The organism is Pantoea sp. EA-12, assembly GCF_030053355.1.
GTDB classification, from domain to species: domain Bacteria; phylum Pseudomonadota; class Gammaproteobacteria; order Enterobacterales; family Enterobacteriaceae; genus Pantoea; species Pantoea vagans_C.
Map to the genome: position 1 here is coordinate 46,488 of NZ_JASGBY010000006.1, position 17,855 is coordinate 64,342.

The 17,855-nt window shown below is 49.5% G+C and carries 20 protein-coding genes; 6 read left to right on the plus strand and 14 right to left on the minus strand.

Going from position 1 to position 17,855, the window contains the following annotated elements; all coding sequences use genetic code 11:
* Positions 1-114 precede the first annotated feature (114 nt).
* From QMZ30_RS10840 to QMZ30_RS10855, 4 genes are all read right to left on the minus strand, one after another.
* The gene (locus QMZ30_RS10840; protein WP_283227365.1) at positions 115-1,266 is read right to left on the minus strand and encodes a Gfo/Idh/MocA family protein; all 1,152 of its coding nucleotides are present in this window, start codon (positions 1,264-1,266) and stop codon (positions 115-117) included.
* On the minus strand, positions 1,267-2,328 hold the full coding sequence (locus QMZ30_RS10845; RefSeq protein ID WP_283227366.1) for a sugar phosphate isomerase/epimerase family protein: 1,062 nt from the start codon (positions 2,326-2,328) through the stop codon (positions 1,267-1,269).
* 27 nt (positions 2,329-2,355) lie between these two features.
* The gene (locus QMZ30_RS10850) at positions 2,356-3,585 is read right to left on the minus strand and encodes an MFS transporter (protein ID WP_283227367.1); all 1,230 of its coding nucleotides are present in this window, start codon (positions 3,583-3,585) and stop codon (positions 2,356-2,358) included.
* Positions 3,586-3,807: 222 nt separating this feature from the next.
* Positions 3,808-4,095, minus strand: coding sequence for a damage-inducible protein J (locus tag QMZ30_RS10855; protein ID WP_283227368.1), 288 nt, complete (start codon positions 4,093-4,095; stop codon positions 3,808-3,810).
* Positions 4,096-4,475: 380 nt separating this feature from the next.
* Between QMZ30_RS10855 and QMZ30_RS10860 the strand changes: the two genes are divergently transcribed.
* From QMZ30_RS10860 to QMZ30_RS10870, 3 genes are all read left to right on the plus strand, one after another.
* The gene (locus tag QMZ30_RS10860; protein ID WP_211729741.1) at positions 4,476-4,802 is read left to right on the plus strand and encodes a helix-turn-helix domain-containing protein; all 327 of its coding nucleotides are present in this window, start codon (positions 4,476-4,478) and stop codon (positions 4,800-4,802) included.
* Between the two features lie 624 nt (positions 4,803-5,426).
* Entirely contained in the window at positions 5,427-5,825 is a 399-nt protein-coding gene (locus QMZ30_RS10865; RefSeq protein WP_224934561.1) for an H-NS family histone-like protein, read from the plus strand.
* Between the two features lie 216 nt (positions 5,826-6,041).
* On the plus strand, positions 6,042-6,827 hold the full coding sequence (locus QMZ30_RS10870) for a TraX family protein (RefSeq protein ID WP_283227369.1): 786 nt from the start codon (positions 6,042-6,044) through the stop codon (positions 6,825-6,827).
* A gap of 85 nt (positions 6,828-6,912) precedes the next feature.
* Here the strand turns inward: QMZ30_RS10870 and QMZ30_RS10875 are convergent, their stop codons facing one another.
* Positions 6,913-7,989, minus strand: a complete 1,077-nt coding sequence (locus QMZ30_RS10875) for a methyltransferase domain-containing protein (protein ID WP_283227370.1) — start codon at positions 7,987-7,989, stop codon at positions 6,913-6,915.
* A 475-nt stretch (positions 7,990-8,464) separates the two neighbouring features.
* On the opposite strand from QMZ30_RS10875, the gene QMZ30_RS10880 reads away from it, so the two are divergent.
* A complete protein-coding gene (locus QMZ30_RS10880) occupies positions 8,465-8,665 on the plus strand; it encodes a hypothetical protein (RefSeq protein ID WP_058962459.1) in 201 nt (66 codons plus the stop codon).
* Between the two features lie 28 nt (positions 8,666-8,693).
* Here QMZ30_RS10880 and QMZ30_RS10885 read toward each other — a convergent pair whose 3' ends face one another.
* The 4 genes from QMZ30_RS10885 to QMZ30_RS10900 form a co-directional block, all read right to left on the minus strand.
* On the minus strand, positions 8,694-8,957 hold the full coding sequence (locus QMZ30_RS10885) for a biofilm development regulator YmgB/AriR family protein (protein ID WP_283227371.1): 264 nt from the start codon (positions 8,955-8,957) through the stop codon (positions 8,694-8,696).
* 60 nt (positions 8,958-9,017) lie between these two features.
* Entirely contained in the window at positions 9,018-9,338 is a 321-nt protein-coding gene (locus QMZ30_RS10890; protein ID WP_283227372.1) for a hypothetical protein, read from the minus strand.
* A gap of 117 nt (positions 9,339-9,455) precedes the next feature.
* Positions 9,456-9,701, minus strand: a complete 246-nt coding sequence (ycgZ, locus tag QMZ30_RS10895) for a regulatory protein YcgZ (protein ID WP_058962457.1) — start codon at positions 9,699-9,701, stop codon at positions 9,456-9,458.
* Positions 9,702-9,914: 213 nt separating this feature from the next.
* A complete protein-coding gene (locus QMZ30_RS10900) occupies positions 9,915-10,190 on the minus strand; it encodes a hypothetical protein (protein ID WP_283227373.1) in 276 nt (91 codons plus the stop codon).
* A 230-nt stretch (positions 10,191-10,420) separates the two neighbouring features.
* On the opposite strand from QMZ30_RS10900, the gene QMZ30_RS10905 reads away from it, so the two are divergent.
* The gene (locus QMZ30_RS10905) at positions 10,421-11,665 is read left to right on the plus strand and encodes a DUF2254 domain-containing protein (protein WP_283227374.1); all 1,245 of its coding nucleotides are present in this window, start codon (positions 10,421-10,423) and stop codon (positions 11,663-11,665) included.
* A 20-nt stretch (positions 11,666-11,685) separates the two neighbouring features.
* Here QMZ30_RS10905 and fos read toward each other — a convergent pair whose 3' ends face one another.
* The 3 genes from fos to QMZ30_RS10920 form a co-directional block, all read right to left on the minus strand.
* The gene (fos, locus tag QMZ30_RS10910; protein WP_283227375.1) at positions 11,686-12,084 is read right to left on the minus strand and encodes a fosfomycin resistance glutathione transferase; all 399 of its coding nucleotides are present in this window, start codon (positions 12,082-12,084) and stop codon (positions 11,686-11,688) included.
* A gap of 76 nt (positions 12,085-12,160) precedes the next feature.
* Positions 12,161-12,370: a hypothetical protein gene (locus QMZ30_RS10915; protein WP_058962480.1), complete on the minus strand. Its 210-nt coding sequence runs from the start codon at positions 12,368-12,370 to the stop codon at positions 12,161-12,163.
* A 97-nt stretch (positions 12,371-12,467) separates the two neighbouring features.
* Complete coding sequence (locus QMZ30_RS10920; protein WP_283227376.1) at positions 12,468-13,058, minus strand: TetR/AcrR family transcriptional regulator; 591 nt, start codon at positions 13,056-13,058, stop codon at positions 12,468-12,470.
* A 77-nt stretch (positions 13,059-13,135) separates the two neighbouring features.
* Between QMZ30_RS10920 and bdcA the strand changes: the two genes are divergently transcribed.
* A complete protein-coding gene (gene bdcA, locus QMZ30_RS10925; protein ID WP_283227377.1) occupies positions 13,136-13,849 on the plus strand; it encodes an SDR family oxidoreductase in 714 nt (237 codons plus the stop codon).
* A 64-nt stretch (positions 13,850-13,913) separates the two neighbouring features.
* On the opposite strand, the gene QMZ30_RS10930 is transcribed toward bdcA, so the two are convergent.
* Both QMZ30_RS10930 and QMZ30_RS10935 read right to left on the minus strand, forming a co-directional pair.
* Positions 13,914-15,479, minus strand: coding sequence for a sensor domain-containing diguanylate cyclase (locus tag QMZ30_RS10930; protein ID WP_283227378.1), 1,566 nt, complete (start codon positions 15,477-15,479; stop codon positions 13,914-13,916).
* A gap of 419 nt (positions 15,480-15,898) precedes the next feature.
* A complete protein-coding gene (locus QMZ30_RS10935; RefSeq protein ID WP_283227379.1) occupies positions 15,899-17,632 on the minus strand; it encodes an ABC transporter ATP-binding protein in 1,734 nt (577 codons plus the stop codon).
* Positions 17,633-17,855 lie beyond the last annotated feature (223 nt).

A 17,855-nucleotide genomic window follows, 5' to 3' on the forward strand; every position in this document is an offset into this window, starting at 1 on the left:
CTCAACTTCCTGCGTCAGTTTCTGAATTGCAGGCTACCATAAATCGACGCGTGACAATAAGTTAGGCGGGGTGGCTTATGCGGAAGATCAGGCGCGCCGGAACGCGCCTGTGTATCAAATGCTGACGTCGACCCAGCGTTGATCGCGATGGCTTTTAACGATCGCCTCAACGATGGCCATCACCTGCGCCCCATCGCTGAAGTCGGCAAAATGCCGTTCGTCTTGCGCCGGCATCTCACCCTTCTCCACCGCCTGATAAAACTGCTGCATCATGGCGCGAAATGCATCGGGCCAGCCTTCGATGTGCCCGCCGGGAAAACGGGCACGGGCGGCAACATCGCGGTTCATCAATGTTGCATCGTCCGTCAAGGTTTGGTTGGCCTGATGACGATGACCGACCCACAACTGTTGTGGCACTTCCTGATCCCACGCCAGCGAGGCTTGACTGCCACTCACCTCCAGATAAAGGCGATTTTTTCGCCCCGCCGCCACTTGTGACACGCTCAAACAGCCTTTACTGCCATCATCGAAACGCAGCAGCACAAAGCCCAGATCTTCCGTATTCACCGGACAATCCTGATACTGGGCCTGCTGTGTCTGTGCGCTGAAGGTGGCCTGACCCGCCAGATTGGCTTTGCGGGTGGGCCAGACGATGGCGAGGTCAGCCATCACCGCCACTATCTTGCGGCCTGTAACAAACTGTATGGTGTCGCACCAGTGAGAACCGATATCCGCTACTGCACGCGATGCACCGCCCTTGTCGGCCTCCACACGCCAGTTGTAATCCGTCTCTTCCAGCATCCAGTCTTGTAAGTAGCTGCCCTGAACGGCAAAGGTGCGGCCCGTTTCGCCGCTGCGCACCATGCTCGCGGCTTGCTGGACCATGGCAAACTGTCGGTACACGAAGCTGACCCCGTTGACCACGCCTGCCTGTTCTGCCAGTGCCACTAATTCACGCGCTTCGCCCATCGTCATGCAAAGTGGTTTTTCCGAGAACAGGTGCTTGCCGGCAAGTAAAACCTGCTTATTGATGGCGGCATGAAGGTGATTGGGCGTGCAATTGTGCACAGCATGCAGCTCTGGATGCTGTAAAAAGGTGACAACGTCACCGTAGGCGTGCGGCACGTGCAATTGCGCCGCCTGGGCTTGTGCTTTCTCCAGCGTGGAGTCGCACAGAGCCACGACATTGATGTTGCCGAGGCGACGTAGTGCCTCAATGTGCGCGGGGCCGATAAATCCGCTGCCGATAATCCCGACATTAATCATTTACGACTCCTCATTAAGTCCGAGCTGCGCACGGATACTGCCGCTGTCATCCTGCGCGGCAAAATCATCAAATGCCCGACTGGCGACCGGAATGATGTGACGTTGAATGAATTCAGCCCCTTCCCGTGCACCGGTTTCCGCATCTTTCAGGCAGCATTCCCACTCCAGCACCGCCCAGCCGTTGAAGTCATACTGCGCCAGTTTGCTGAAGATGCTTTTGAAATCAATCTGCCCGTCGCCTGGCGAACGAAAACGCCCGGCGCGATCGATCCAGTTTTGATAGCCGCCATACACCCCGCTGCGACCATTGCGCTGATACTCCGCATCTTTGACGTGGAAGGCTTTGATACGCGAATGATAGATATCGATGAACTGCAGGTAATCAATGTGCTGAAGATGCAGATGGCTGGGATCAAACAGGATATTGCAACGAGGATGGTGGTTCACCTGTTCAAGGAAACGCTCAAAGGTGGCGCCATCGTGCAGGTCCTCGCCTGGGTGTAATTCGTAACACACATCCACGCCATGCTGATCGTAAACATCCAGCACCGGCTGCCAGCGACGGGCGAGTTCCTTAAAGGCCTCATCCAGCAACTGCGGGTTGTGCGGCGGCCACGGGTAAACATAGGGCCAGGCGAGCGAGCCAGAGAAAGTGGCATGGGCAGTCAGTCCAAGTTTACTGGAGGCGACTGCGGCATGTTTAACCTGCTCGATCGCCCAGGCCGTGCGCGCTTCCCGCTTGCCGCGTAGGTGTGACGGTGCAAAATTATCGAAAGCGGCATCATGCGCGGGATGCACGGCAATCAACTGCCCTTCCAGATGCGTCGATAACTCGCTGATGCTGAGGCCATACTGCTTCAGCAATCCCAGCACTTCATCGCAGTAAGTCTGGCTGGTGGCTGCGCGTTGCAGATCAAATATCGCCGGGTGATTGCACGGGATCTGCAATGCCTGAAATCCCAAAGCGGATGCCCATTTCGCCAGTCCGTCCAGTGAATTGAACGGGGCATCAGCGCCGATAAACTGTGAAAGGAAAATGCCCGGACCTTTTAACGTTTTCAAAAAACCACCTCCAGTAACAACAAAAACTCAATCGCGATACTTAAATGTGAACATAAACAACAGGGCAATCACGGCAGCCGCGATCGCCGGGATCCACCAGAATATGCCCCAACTGGCGGCCGATACCTGACCCGCGACCAGATGGTTATACAGCGCACCTGAAATCTGCGATCCCAGCAGCATGCCGATACCGTAGGTGAACATCACAATCATGCTCTGCGCTTGTCCTTTGACTTTGTCTCCCGCAATGCGATCGGTGTAGATGAAGCCGACGACAAAGAAGAAGTCGTAACAGACGCCGTGCAGCAGAATTCCCAGCCAAATCAGCGCGCGTCCCTCCTCGCCCATGCCCATGGCAAACAGCGCATAACGCACAAACCAGGCGCACATGCCGACCAGCAGCATGTATTTCACGCCCAGTCGGCGAAACAGCAGCGGAATCACCAGCATGAAGAAGATTTCAGACATCTGGCCGAAGGACATCAGTGAGCTGACGTTTTCAACACCGGCGTCGGCCAGCCAGGAAGCGGTGTAGGCGTAGTAAGTGCCCAGCGGAATGGAAATCAGCGTGGCGCAGAGCGAAAAAATGAAGAAGTGACGGATTTTCAGCAGGGCAAACGCATCAGCACAGAACAGATCGCGCGGTCTGAATGGCATACCTTTAGCGGGTGCGGGCGTATGCGGCAGCGTGAGGCTATAGAGCGCCAGCACCACGGAACAAATCGCCGCCACCGTGAAGACGCTGACACTGGAGGCGATCCCCGTGAACCCGATGAACAGGCCAGCGACAATCCAGCCAATGGTGCCGAACACGCGCACTACCGGGAAACTCTTCTCGCTGCTGGCGAGACTGTGGAAGGCAATATTATTGGTCAGTGCCAGCGTGGGCATGTAACACAGCGTGTAACCGAACAGTAAGCCGATCAGCAGCGCGCCGTTCTCGGCAATCATCGCCTGAGGCACAAACCACAAAATCACTGCACCGGCCAGATGCATCACCGCCAGGACTTTTTGTGAAGGGAAAAATCGGTCCACCAGCATGCCGAGAACAAACGGCGAAAGAATGGAAGCAATCGGGCCCGCCGAGAAAGCATCGCCAATCAGCAAGGACATGTTGTGCTGCGTCATCACCAATCCCAGCGTGACCGACCAACTGCCCCAGATAAAGAACTGAAGAAACATCATCAGTGACAGCCGTGGAACCAGCATGCGCTGCATTGCCTGGTCTTGCGCGGTGCCTTGTGTTGCAGCAACCATTTCCAACCCCCAAAAAGTAATCGATTACAAAATACGAGAAAATAAAAGTAATCGATTACAAAATGGAAATCATCGTGGTTGATCACAAATTTTTACTTAGGGGGAAGTGAGGATTGATGGCTGGTGAGTGGGGGCGTGTAGACCATATAAGGATTGAGCCGCCTAACGATGAGTCCGTATGAGCGTTAGCAGCCGCCCAACTATCCCAGACAATTTCAACGCTCACAATTTCCCATTCTGTGCACGCTCTCTCAATTTATCCATGTGAGAAGTAACCTCCTCATGGCTGATATACTCCCCATGGTCCGAATCATGTCGCTCAAAAGCTTGGGTGATTTGCCGTTCAAGACATATATCGTGCTCATGACTTTGATAACGGCGATCTCCATCAGCTAATTCCACAACTCTTTGACGCATAAGCTCAGTCAGGCTGAACTTAACCTCTTCAGCAGCCTGCATAGCCAATCTTTTGGTTTCATCATCAATTCGAAAATGTAAGGTGCTGCTCATTCTAATCTCACGCGTAGTGTCGTTTGTGCTGTCATTATGGAGGGGCTATTTGGTGAAAGTCATCCTGTCATTCTATTGCTTAACACAGTGTGAAGACGACATGTTGGCCGGGCTGGATTGAAGGCTTAGCCTATTTTCCCTAAGCACCATGATGGTCGTTTAAGACTTAATGTGGTGGATGTTTAATTCACTATGTCGCGACTTATGCAATTGGGTTGAACTGTAAGTGTTCATTTTAATGGTTCTTTAACCCCCTCTCTTATCCGGTTAAAGTGAACTCATTAGCTTCAAGCAACACTCACTCGACACACTATGACCGTATTCATAAAAGCTCTATAATGAACTCTTATTCATCTTTAATGACATTCAGGGCTTTTAAAATGACTCTTAACCTCTTTACTGAATCTCAATTGATTGCAGGACTGGGGCAACGTCTGAAGGAGCAACGTCTTAGGCGCAATCTTCTCCAGAAAGAGTTGGCTGATAACGCAGGGATTTCAGTGTCAGCGCTAAAAAAACTAGAAAATGACGGTAAGGTGACGTTAGAAAACTTTATAAAGGTCGTGTTTGCGCTCCGTCTTGAAAGAGAAATGATGAATTTGTTTGCACCACCCGCATTGAGCATCGCGCAGGTTGAGGCACTGAATGCTCCGTCCCGACAAAGGGCAACGAAGCGTGGTTTGAAAAAACTAAATTCATCTTCTTAAAAACTTTTGCCTGCAAGCCATTGACTTTGCTTCTTCGCAGCGCCTTGAAGTGAAAAGTTATCAATTCGATCGTTTACTGAACATGTGAGTGCACTTTTAAACGTATAAAGCATAAAGATCTTATCCGCATGATATTAACTACCCTAATTTCACGCGTCATCCCTTATCCCGCAGAATTGAACCACGATCCGTCATGGCTATCTTGCATACCGTTATGACGATTCGCAGTGACGCATCGTGAGGTTATCTGAACGAGGGAACGCTTTAAGCCGGTCATTAATTAAGTAGCCATTAACGTTAGCTTCCTCCGCTCCGTGGGTCGTGACAATCATTGTGACCGGGTAACATAAGTTTTTCTGCGTCGACATACTTAAAAATATTACCAAACGCTAAAATCACTGATGGTTAAAATAGAGTTCAAAGCGCAATTATCGACTTCTCATCGCCTGGTCTACCCCGAAATTTTGAGAAATATCTAAAAATTGACACTTTGCAGGCTTTATTATTGATATCTGATGTGTTGTACTTCTGCAACGAGGGTAACATCTATACTCATCCCTAATTTGTTATCTACTGCACCACTTAATTTATTTCGTTCAGCGACAAAATATTCAGGAGAAGTTCATGAGTGATTCACTTAAAGCGTTAAACAATATCCGTACGCTTCGCGCGCAGGCACGTGAAGTGCAACTTGCAGATCTGGAAGAAATGCTGGAAAAATTCACTGTTGTCGTGTCAGAGCGCCGTGAAGAAAACAACGCCAGCGAAGCCGCCGTGCGCGAAAAAGAAGAGAAACTGGCTAAATATCGTGAACTGCTGCTGCAGGACGGGATTGACCCGAACGAACTGCTGGGCGCATTAACGCCAACGGGTAAGACCCGCGCTAAACGTGCTCCACGTCCGGCTAAATATAAATACACGGAAGATGGCGTTGAGAAGCACTGGACCGGTCAGGGTCGTACACCAGCTGTGATTAAAGCCGCTGTTGATGCCGGCAAATCTCTCGATGATTTTCTTATCTAATCGGGCTTTCCCCGTTTAATTTGAGTTATCGAACATTTTTGGTGGGTGCTCTGCCCACCAAAAATTAAACACTGATTGATATCTTCTCCCTCTCCCCCTTTCGTTGAATCCCAATATTAAGATAATGACGGGGTTTACTATCAACTATTGTCATTGTAATGTTCAAATCGCTGTCTCTGGCTGACTATAACAACGCACAATTGTCGGTGATCATCCATGACTCTTTTTTCTGCCTTACTCAGGTTTAGCTCGCCTTTAAACCAGGTAAAAAGCCTGAGTCCGTTGCAGGCTGATATTATTAAAACCATCGCACTGGTTGCGATGCTGGGTGATCACATCAACACCATATTATTAAGTGGACGAAGTGCATTTTTATATGCATTCGGACATATCGCATTTCCGCTGTTCACGTTGTTCTGGGCGGCTAACTTACCTGCTGATGCAATACGTTTACGCCAGCGGGCAAGAAGATTATGGCTTTGGGCTATCGTGACTCAACCATTATTCTGGCTGGCCTTTATGATGAAGGGCCAATCCTGGCTGGCGCTAAATATTCTCTTCGCTTATGCCGGATGTACTCAGCTAATCAGCTGGGCAGCACGCTGGGGTGTTAACGGCGCAATGGCGGGAGTCGCATTATTACTGCTGATTGCCTGGCCTCTTTCCCCGGCGAGTTACGGCGTATCGGGGCTAGTGTTTTGCCTGCTCTGCATTATCGCCAGATATCATTCAGGAGCAGCAGAGAATGGCATGTTCCTGCTCCTTCTTTTTGCCGCGATGGCATGGCTTAACATGCCGCCTGTTCTCAACGGGTGGTGGGAGGATGCGATCGTTTACGATTTCCTGCCGACTTTGGTGCTGCCACTGCTGGTAATTGGTTTGGTTGCGGCGATGCCAGGCGTTTCCTCGCTACGTATCTGGCCGCGCCGATTTTTCTATCATGCTTACGCCGCGCATTTGGTTTTGCTTGGGTGTCTGGCGGTTATGCCCGTTCGGCCTTGATCAAAATCAGAGCGCTTTCACAGGCCTGTCAGATGCTCAATTTAGGGTTTGGATGCGATGCCCAAAAGCACGAGCACCCAATCATTTAACCTGACCGCTGCACCATAAACACTTGATGTCCTGCAAACGCCAATGCCGTTCCCGGCTGGGGCCAATCACCGACATGATGGAAGCTATTACGCGCAAATGCCTGCAGCCAGGTTTCATGCGAAAGAGATAGCGTATGCGAATCATGTCCTTTTGTTGCCTGCTGCAGCACCGCAGCGGCGGTTATCCACCTCAGCGCCGAATCCTGTGTGGGTTCCACCACAATCAGTACACCTTCAGGTTTTAACGTATGCCAGATGTCCTGAAGAATGCCATCGAGGCGATGAGTCGAATGCAGCACGTGGGTTGCAAGTACGGCATCGAACTGAGCCGATAGACCATATTGCTCATCCCGTAATTGATGCAGGTCACTATGGCCAGTGTTTGCGTTAATTTCCAGCACTTGTTGGGGATCATTACCCTGCACCGCCGTTTGTAGCAGTGAAGCGGCGATTTGGCCGAGGTAATCCACCAGCATGCTCCTTTGATGCATCGCTGGATCAAGGGGACAACCCTCGTGCAGTGATAATCGGCTCTGTGCCAACTGCGGATAGCGCATCACCTCGCACAGCGTGTGCTGGTCAGCGAAAAATGAGTTAAGAAAGTCATCTCCCTCAAGGTGCCAGTCCAGACAACGACGCAGACGAATTTTTCCATCATCAATACGCTGTTCGATGGAGGGCAGACTCGGGGAGCAATCGCCAGCAAACCAACGCTGCTCGCGCTGCTCCACAATCCCTTCGTCCTCCAGAATGCCGTGCCATTTTTCCAGCAAAAACTGAAAGCAGTCGGCAATCCCAGCTCGTTGGCGCGCATCCGCAATCAGCCAACCTTCATCAGAAATAAAAGAGAGTTCATGTACCAGTTGCCAGATCATTAACGGTGCCATTGACTCGCTCTCCGTCTGGAAAGCAGCCAGTGAAGCAATCATTTCAGGCGTCGGTAATCGCTGCGCAGCCTGATGCCCTGCTCGTTGCCAATCATCATGTTGTGATGAGGCAGTAATAGCGGGCGAAAAATGGCTGTCGGACTGCTGGTCCGCTACGCATTGATGCGCGCTTTTATCTCCATTCATAACCACTCCAACTTTTAAATGGGGGGTGAACTCATCACATTCTTTGTAAGGATTTAATTGGCTTTGCTAATGATGAATGCAATTTCAGGCCTGAAACATGTAAATGATAATCATTATTATTCATCATGCAAATGAAATTTCTATCACTTCACCCGATCTGTTCGTTGATAATAGGGTCATGAAGTAACGGAAAAAAGGTGGGTTTGGAGGTAACGAAGCTTTAGATTGATCAAACGTTGGCACACGTTAATCTTTTAGAGAGTGACTATTATTTGCCAGAAATTCACGAATTTGAACCGTAGAGGATAAACTTTATAAGCGCAGCGTTAATTATGATTAAACTCTTTATTTACAATAGCGTATGAGGACAAATTAATATTTAAAAATCAGGAATGCCGGAGATCCAATTATTTAAGGGTATCGGTAGAGGTTCAGATATGACACACTGTATTTTTATACAGAGTGTGGAGTCGCGGTGAAGCATGATGGCCAGATTACACAAGATATATTAGCGTTGTTAGGCTCCACGGTGTCAGCGTTTATCCGGGAAGGCTTAGCTTTTGAGGTGCATGAAATTTCGTTAGCCCTGCAAAAACTCAAAGACAATGAAGCGGATTCAGTTTTAAGAGAAAAATACGAAACGCTTATCCGCTTACTTTCGAAAATGATGCACTGATATGCGCGAGCTAGCAAAGAATCAGGCATTAATCATCCGGTGTTACGCCCACAACGATTTCAAGAGTCTGGCGTAAGAGCTGGGCTTGAGAATCATCGTGAGTTGATTCAAGTGCCCGGATTAAATTGATGATAATGGCTTTATTCGTTATCTGCCCTTCCGATGCCAGCACATTACGGATGATGACGCCTAAAATCTTCGCCTCATCTTTCAAATCCGGACCCGCATTGCGGAAACGTTCAGCCAGTTCCTGATCGGCAAGCGCAGAAAAGATGTCTTCTGATGTATGCATGATTTGTTTCCGAGCTAAATGGTGTCAGGGGTTAATCACTGATAGTAATCGAGTCGATATTCAGTGCTTTCTGTTATTACCTGAATGATGCGAGTCCGTGTATAAGTGCTGGACAGAGTTTATTCCCTCCGCCCTCTGCTGTTTAACTCGTTCTCCTTCGACGATGCTCTTCCTTACTTCAACAATTGTTTGGGCGATCAATTGCCGCCTGTCAGCATCATCTGACTGGTCTTCCATAACCTGAAGTTGTTCGATGAGTGCACGGAAAGAAACAGGCCCCGCTCGCTGGAGCAGAACCAGTGTGGCTTCACCGAGAATTTCATCGACTAACTGCTGGTGTTCACTTCTGTTCATATACTTCTCTGATAACGGCATCTGCATGGCAATTCTGCTGTAAACAGACTGCAAATTGCAATTTCTGTCACGGAGCCAGGATTCATTCTCATACCATGCAAATTCAGAACGGTAATGTTGTACAACTTACGCTTGAATACTGAATCACTCATCGCGGTCGAAAAGCAGTCCAATCAGCTGATGATAGTGATGTTCCTCTTCAGCGTTGGAGGAGATTTCCAGACGGCGAAGCAACTTGGTGCAGAGAGATTTGCGGTTCAGGTTTTTGCCTTCTCTCAGGATTTCGACCACGATCTGGCCTAATGTTTCTTGCTGAGAAGGCAAAGAGGCTTTATTAAAATATTGTGCAATAGCTTCGGAAGAGTTCGGAGTGTATCCATTCTGACGCATGTGTTAACCCTCTCATGTTGGGTCAGGCAAATGACCTGATAAAGTTGTACAGTTATTGCAAAATCTGTACAGGAATATAGTCAATATCAGGCGTCCGTTTTTTTGCAAAAAGTGCTATGTGCTGAGAGGCAGTTAGCCGAAACAGAAAAATCTTAATCATCTGTTCCGACAAGTATTTTGAGCGGGGATCAATATTTGAGTTAAGTGCTCTCGCTACTTTTTAGTATTTTCAACTGATGAAAGTGTGATGCTGTCGGAGCTTTCACTCAAACGCCTTAGCGGCGAACTGCCGCGCTTATCTTCTGACGAGGGTTGCCGATAATCGTTCAACCAGTCAATCGCAGCCAAAACGGCTTGTTTACGGTCCGGCGTTTCAGCCTCATCGACCATGCGATGCAGTTCCTGATTTAATTGTACAACACTGATTCTTTCGCGGCGGGCGAGAATCTGATAAGCAGCTTCGCCTAAAATTTTGTCTGAATTATCCATTCTATTACCTCCTGAGAATCGGGCTTACGCTTAGTCCTCGGGATCTATTGTAGCTGATGACAAATTTGGGTTAAACCAAGCGGCAAAATTGATGCGGCACCCCAGGTTTTTCAGGAACAATATATTCGTGCCATTATCAGGCGTTAATGCCAATGCTGTCAGTGATGCGCGCGTTGACATACCCATGATGACTTTATGTGGATGATCCCTGCAATAACAAGGAAAGCACGATGACAAAAACACAATGGATCCTTAGCCAGCTTACGCGGAAACTGTGGTTCAGAAGTTCCCTTTTTGCTGTTCTGGCGGTGATGACAGCCCTACTCGCCATCGTGATTAAACCCTTTATCCCTTCAGGAATCACAGGGTTAATCGGCACGGATGCCGTAGATAAAATCCTTGGTATTCTGGCTTCCAGCATGCTTGCGGTCACCACCTTCTCACTCAATATTATGGTGTCAGCCTATAACACGGCGAGCAGCAGTGTCACGCCGCGCGCCACGCGTTTACTTGTAGAGGATCGGACCACGCAGAATGTACTGGCAACGTTCATCGGATCTTTTCTTTATAGTCTGGTGGGCATTGTTGCACTGAGTATGGGGGCTTACGGATCTCAGGGACGTGTCATCCTGTTCTTTGTCACGCTGGTTGTGATTGTGATGATTGTGATTACGTTGTTGCGATGGATCCAGCATCTGGCGCAGTTTGGTCGTATGGCAGAGACTTCCCAACGTGTCGAAGAGGTCACTCAGGCTGCGCTAGTTAGTCGGTTACAAGACCCATATATGGGCTGCTCTCCCTGGCATGTCTCCGATGAACTGCCGGACTCCTTTATACCTGTTTATGCTGAAGAAGTGGGTTATCTACAACATATTGATTTCAGTATGTTGTCTGATTTCGCTGAAGCACAGGGGATCTATCTGTATGTTGCGGTTCAGCCGGGCGCCTTCATATATCGCTCGACTCCTCTGGCCTGGCTTAAGACATCAACAAGTCTTGCTGCTGAAACGGTAAAAGATGCGTTCACGGTTGATCAGCTGCGTTCTTTTGATCAGGACCCACGCTTCGGGTTGTGCGTTTTGTCTGAGATTGCGTCACGAGCACTCTCTCCGGCAGTCAACGACCCCGGGACTGCCATTGATATTATTGGCAGACTGGTCAGGCTCTTTTGCTTGCGCGTGCAACCTGACATTGGCGATACCCGTTTTCCTCGTCTCTTTCTGCAAAAACCGTCCATTCAGGATATGTTCGATGACGCGTTTACCGCTATTGCACGTGACGGCGCAGGCATGATTGAAGTACAAATTCGCCTGCAGAAAGCGTTTATCGCATTGGCACAATTTAATGCCGCCAGGTATGAGTCTGACGCCAGGCGTCACGCGGAGCGAGCCATTGCCTTTGCCAGTGCCGCTATACCAATTGAGACGGATATAGAGAGACTCAGAACGTTGGCCAAAGGCCTTCATCAACCTTAATGTCAGGGATGGGCAAGAAACTAATAAAACGTCATGTCTTCATACGGTTGTGCCATGCAGGCGTTTAATCTACTTTCCAGAGAGCCCGCATGGAGTTCCAGCTTGTGACCATCCGGATCAAGGAAATAGAGCGATTTCCCCTCACTTCTGTTGACCTTCCATTCTTTCACGCCTGAAGCTTTCAGCCTTTCGGCAAACGCTTCAAACACTTCATCTTCAATGCTGAAGGCATAGTGCGTGTAATCTTTACCGATGGAAACGGCATCCAGTGAGAGGCACAGCCAAAGCTCACCTATCGAGAGATAAGCGCCATTCTTCCATTGTGCGCGGGGAGTGAATCCCAGCGTCTCAACATAAAAGGTGAAACTCGCAGAGACATTGCTTACAGCAAGGGTGATGTGATTCAAACCGGTCAGCATGTTGAACTCAATACAAGAAGTTGAAGCGCTAATTTAGCACAGGCGATGCGATGGAATGCGGTTGTCACGCGAGTAGCTAAGCAAACTTCTGCAGAATTCTTATCGCCATTTCCATGCCCTGCTCACGCTCGGCATCGTAGTGATGACCATCGTTTTGCGCTTCCTGCAAGACATCAATCAGCGACTGAACGGCGAACTCGCTTTTTCTGCCCAGAACTTCCAGCACCGCGCCGCCGATCTCATTGCAAATGGCTTTTCCTTCCGCGTGTTCATTTTGTTCAGACATGACTAACTCCTTTGGACTTTTAGGGATTAAACACCACCAAGCCATAAAAGCGAAAATTCAATCCTCAATTCCGCCAGCAACTTCATCAGAACTCGAATCAAACCGGAAGTAACTGCGCCAGCATCTGACCAGCCATGCGCGATGTCTCCTGCAAACGCTCGGCGCTGGCGCCCTGCCGCGACCGAGCCGACAGGCCCGACATGATCGTCACCATAAAATCTGTTATCCGCACGGCCTGTTCCGGATAGCGTTCAGCAATATAGGCGTGGAACATCTTCTCGGCTGCCGTATGAAAACCACAGGCTAGCTCGCGCGCAGAAAGATCATCGCTATGGATACCTTCCAGCACCAGACATCCGGTCGCTTCTGGATCGGCGGCGTAGCGACTTGCGGCTTCATTCAGAACTGCAGAGAGACACTCCGCCACCGGGCGATCGTGACGCAATAGCGCCTTGAGACCAATAGCGCCATTTTGGGCATAACGATCCAGCACCACGCGATAAAGCCCGAGTTTACTGCCGAAGGCGGCATAAAAGCTGGGCGGATTAATGCCAAAGGCTTTGGTCAAATCCCCCACACTCACCCTGTCGTAACCACACGAGTGAAACAAATTCTGTGCAATGCATACCGCCTGTTCCGCATCAAACTTGCGTGGGCGGCCTGGCGTACGGCTAATTTTTGTAGTCATCACTACATAATCCTTTGACAACCTGACTGACTCAATAATATTGTAATGACCACTACAATACAATTGAGGACACTCTAATGGCGGTATTTACTAACAAATCGGTACTGGTGTTGGGCGGGAGTCGGGGCATTGGTGCGGCAATCGTGCGGCGTTTTGCCTCCGATGGTGCTGCCGTGGTGTTCAGTTACGCCGGCTCGCGCGAAGTGGCAGAAAAACTGGCGGAAGACACGGGCAGTACAGCGATTCAGGCGGATAGCGCCGATCGCGATGCCGTGACTAAGCTGGTACGTGATTCCGGACCTCTGGATGTGCTGGTGGTGAATGCGGGCGTCGCAATATTTGGGGATGCCTTAGAGCTGGAAAGCGATGCCATTGATCACCTCTTCCGCATCAACATTCACGCACCTTATCACGCTGCAGTGGAAGCCGCCCGCCAGATGCCTAAAGGCGGTCGCATTATCGTAATTGGTTCCGTCAACGGAGACCGGATGCCAATGCCAGGAGGCGCGGCCTATGCCGTCAGCAAATCCGCTCTGCAGGGATTAGCACGCGGTCTGGCACGAGACTTTGGACCACGCGGAATAACGGTGAATGTCGTCCAGCCGGGACCCGTCGATACGGATATGAATCCAGCAGACGGCCCGATGAAGGAGCTGATGCACAGTTTTATGGCCATCCAGCGTCACGGTAAGCCTGAAGAAGTGGCCGGAATGGTTGCCTGGATTGCCGGCCCGGAAGCTTCATTCGTGACAGGTGCCATGCACACGATTGATGGTGGATTTGGCGCGTAAGATGTCATCAATGAACTTGAGCCAGGTTGCCCCAATAAACCTGGCTGCATATGCTCTCTCAGCTTTAGTTATTGAGATATGACTCTTCGCTCTTCACCTGATTTCTGCCCGCCTGCTTAGCAGAATAAAGTGCCATATCAGCCTGTCTGATCAACATCTGAGACGAGCGATTTTCTCTTTCTGTATTCAGCGATGCACATCCCGCGCTCAGCGTCACCCGTTGAGAAGGTAACAGAGACGAGGCATGTGTGATGTCCTGCTCACGCACGGCTTGCACCGCAGCAGCAGCCACCTTCATCGCATGTTCAATATCGGCACCAGGCAGAACGATGGCGAACTCTTCACCTCCATATCGCGCCACCAGATCGGTACCGCGCAAGGAGATGGCGTTTATCGCCTGCGCCACACGATTCAGACATTCGTCCCCGGCCACATGGCCGTAAGTGTCGTTATAGCGTTTGAAATAATCGATATCGATCATCACCAGCGAAACCGGCTCGTTGTGCGTGTCAGCGGCCAGGATGCACTCCTCAAGGTAGCGATCAAATGCACGTCTGTTCGCCAGCCCCGTTAACGCATCCGCATGCGCCAGTCTGTTCAGTGCATGGTTGGCTACGCTCAGTTCATCACGAAGATTGGTCAGTTCAAGCTGGTAATGCAAGCTGTGCCGGGCCTGACGCAGCACGAATACGCCCATGGCAACGATGGCGGATAATAGTGCAAGACTCAGCAACACATCCTGTACGCGTCCTTTCATCCATTTAATGAACAGGCTATGCGTGTCATACCCTGCTGCAACCACCAGCGGGTAACGATCCGATCGTGCAAAACCAAAGATACGCGGTTTGCCATCAAGAGCCGAGGTCCACTGCCCGCTTCCACGATTTGCGGCCTGCAGCATCTGCTGAAACAGATGGCTGGAAGAGAGGTCTTTGCCGATAAAACTATCAGGCATCGGCCGTGCGTATAACACGGAACTGTCAGACAGCATTAACACCAGTACGTCCTTGGGCCCCATCTCGTAATAAGCGTAAAAGTGCCGGAAATAGTCAACTTTCACCGTAGCCAGCAAAACGCCCTGAAACCCGCGCAGCGCATCGCTGATGCGAAGTGAGACGGGGATCACCAGATCACCGGTGCTTCGGCTACGGATCACCGGACCAAGATGAATGCTGTTGCGCGGATTGTCGCGTTGAAACCTAAAGTATTCGCGATCGGAGTTATTGATGTCTGCCGGTATCTGCGATGCAGAGGTGGCTATCCACTTGCCCTGGGCGTCGTAATAGAAAAGACCGTGCAGCTGCGGCAATCGCCCCTGAAGCTCCCGCATGGTCTGGCTCAGATTGCAGCTATTGATACCGGTCACCAGCTGCGATTCAACGTCACGCTGCATTTCACGCATCGCGAGCTCAGTTTGCAAGAAGGTATCTTCTGCCTGCCGCGCCTGCGACAGCGCCAGATTGGTCGCCGTTTCTTCACTCTGCCTGACGGTATCGTTCCAGTCCTGATGCAGCGTCCATATGCTGATACCTAACACCGCGGCAATAAGCACAATGCCTGCAAGCGTGATACTTCTGATGAGGGAGTGATAAAGGAGCCCTGCCTGTTCGCGCGTGTCTTTTTTATCCATCCTTATCCCCATCATCTTTATCCAGCATTCAGTTAAGCAGATAAAGAGAAATGCGAAAGCTTACGTGGCATTACCCGCTAAAAAGGCTGAACTATAGGATATTTCTTGCTGCCTGGTGTTGATAACGCTCAGGAATGATTACTAATTGATATCAGTAAAAATGACGAAGGGTGTTAAACAAGAAAGTTTAAATAAAGATATGTATTTTTGATGATTTTTAGAATGCCATAATCAAATTTATTTTATATACGCCATGTTGAAACTGACCTGCCTGAAAGGCCAGTTTCTATCGATGACAGGTTTTAAATATTTAATCCAGTGCGCCATTATTATTCAACCTTCTGAAGAATGCCTTTTTTTGACGCACCGGATTAACAGCATGAACTGGCTTCTCTTTCAAGGCAGTTCCGACGATTGCATTAGGCCGATTCAGCAATGACCGATTTAAACTGAGCGTGCCACATATTATAAAACTTACCCTGTTTACCCATCAAAAAAGCAAAACTTCCGTTTTCGATCACTTTTCCCTCCGCCATGACCACGATTCTGTCGAACTCTTTGATATTTCCCAGACGGTGAGTCACGGCTATAACCGTCGTATCGAGTGAAAGGATTTCATTAAACAGGCGATGTTCAGTTTCTGGATCGAGCGAGGATGAAAACTCATCAAAGATGAACAGATTGGCTTTCCGGTATAACGCACGCGCTATCGCCAGCCTTTGCCACTGCCCGATTGAAAGCTCATCTCCGCCAAACTGCTTACCCAGTCGGGTCTGCTGCGGATGAGGAAACGCGACTTTCCTGAGTAAATCGTCAACCTGAGCGGAATGCGCTTCTGTGTCATATTGACTCAGTGCGATATTCTCACCGACGGTAAATTCATACTTACCGTAGTCCTGAAACACGGTTGCCACCTGCTTACGGTAACCGTCAATCTCCAGACTCTGCAGCGGAACACCGGAAATGCTGATATCACCCTGATCATAGGCATACATTCGCAGCAGCATTTTAATCAGCGTGGTTTTACCACTTCCGTTATCCCCCAGAATCGCCACTTTCTCACCCGCCCTAATCTCAAGATCAATGCCGTCTAAGGCCCTCTTGCTACGGCCTTCATAACCAAAGCTCAGGTGCCTGATACTGAGTGAGAATGGCGTGTTATCGGGGAGTAATTTTTGGCCGTTGGTGACGGGCTCAATCTCCTCGGTCATAAAGGAGTGGTAACTATTAAAAAAGCTGCCCATTGATGTCAGATTGGCACCGTAATTCGCAATTTCATCCAGATGCGATTTCATCATCACAATGGACTGAAACACCATCACTAACGCGCCCACCGCGATATCACTGCTGCGCAGATTGCTCAGGAAAAGATACACCCCGGCAAATAACATCACCAGGCTAAGCAGCATGGCGGGAATGGGCGTTATCAGCGCCCTGACGCGTTGCTGGTGCATACGTCGATAGGTATTAAATGCTGACCCTGAGAATTTTTTTAGCAGATAACTACCCAGCCCATAGAGTCGAATTTCCTGTAAAAAGCTTTTATCCATACTGACACCATAGACGTAACGCATTGCAATTGCGTCCTTAGAGTTTTTGAATAACTCGTGCACATATTTTTTCTGGATATGGATATTAATGATAATCATCGGTAATACGGACAAGGCGCAAATGGCCGCCCCAATCCCTGAATACGCTATTAGCACCAGTAGCAAGCTTCCAGCCATCACGGCTGCTCTGAAGGCGTAAATAATGCAAATGATGAAACTAAGCGGTCGGTATGCTGCTTCTTTTTTCAAAAATTCCAGCTGCTCGTAACGCTCCTTGTTATCAAACAGGCTCAGAGTAAAAGATTCATTCATTCTCCGCATGATATTTGCGCTGAAATGGCTGGTCGAAATTTCCGTTACGTCACCCTGAATGAGATTCACCAGCGGGGTCATCAGTTGAATACCCAGCAAAGACAGACACCAGATAGCAACACTGAACATCAGTGCATGATCACTGATTTGAGGCGTATGAAGTGTGTTAATTATCTTTCCTGTCATGAAGACATTAAGCGCCGGTATCAGGCCCTGAAGAAGGACGATGGCGATGAGTGCAGTAATACGAAGCGGGCTGGATGCAAAAACGTACCTGATTGCCAATAACACTGACTGCCTCCCTTGTTGCAGTTGGAATGGGTCACGCGGGTCGAAACAATGATAGTTGAGAATGAAATTCATTTAGACTAATCGCTCACATCTACTTCGCAGCGCGTAACGAGGAAATGCGAAAAGATTTATCAAACATGTAATTAATAACCATTCTCACTTGAGCTATACTCCTCCCTCCCTTCCGCCGAACTGGTGCGAAGGCGCAGTAACAAAGAATGGA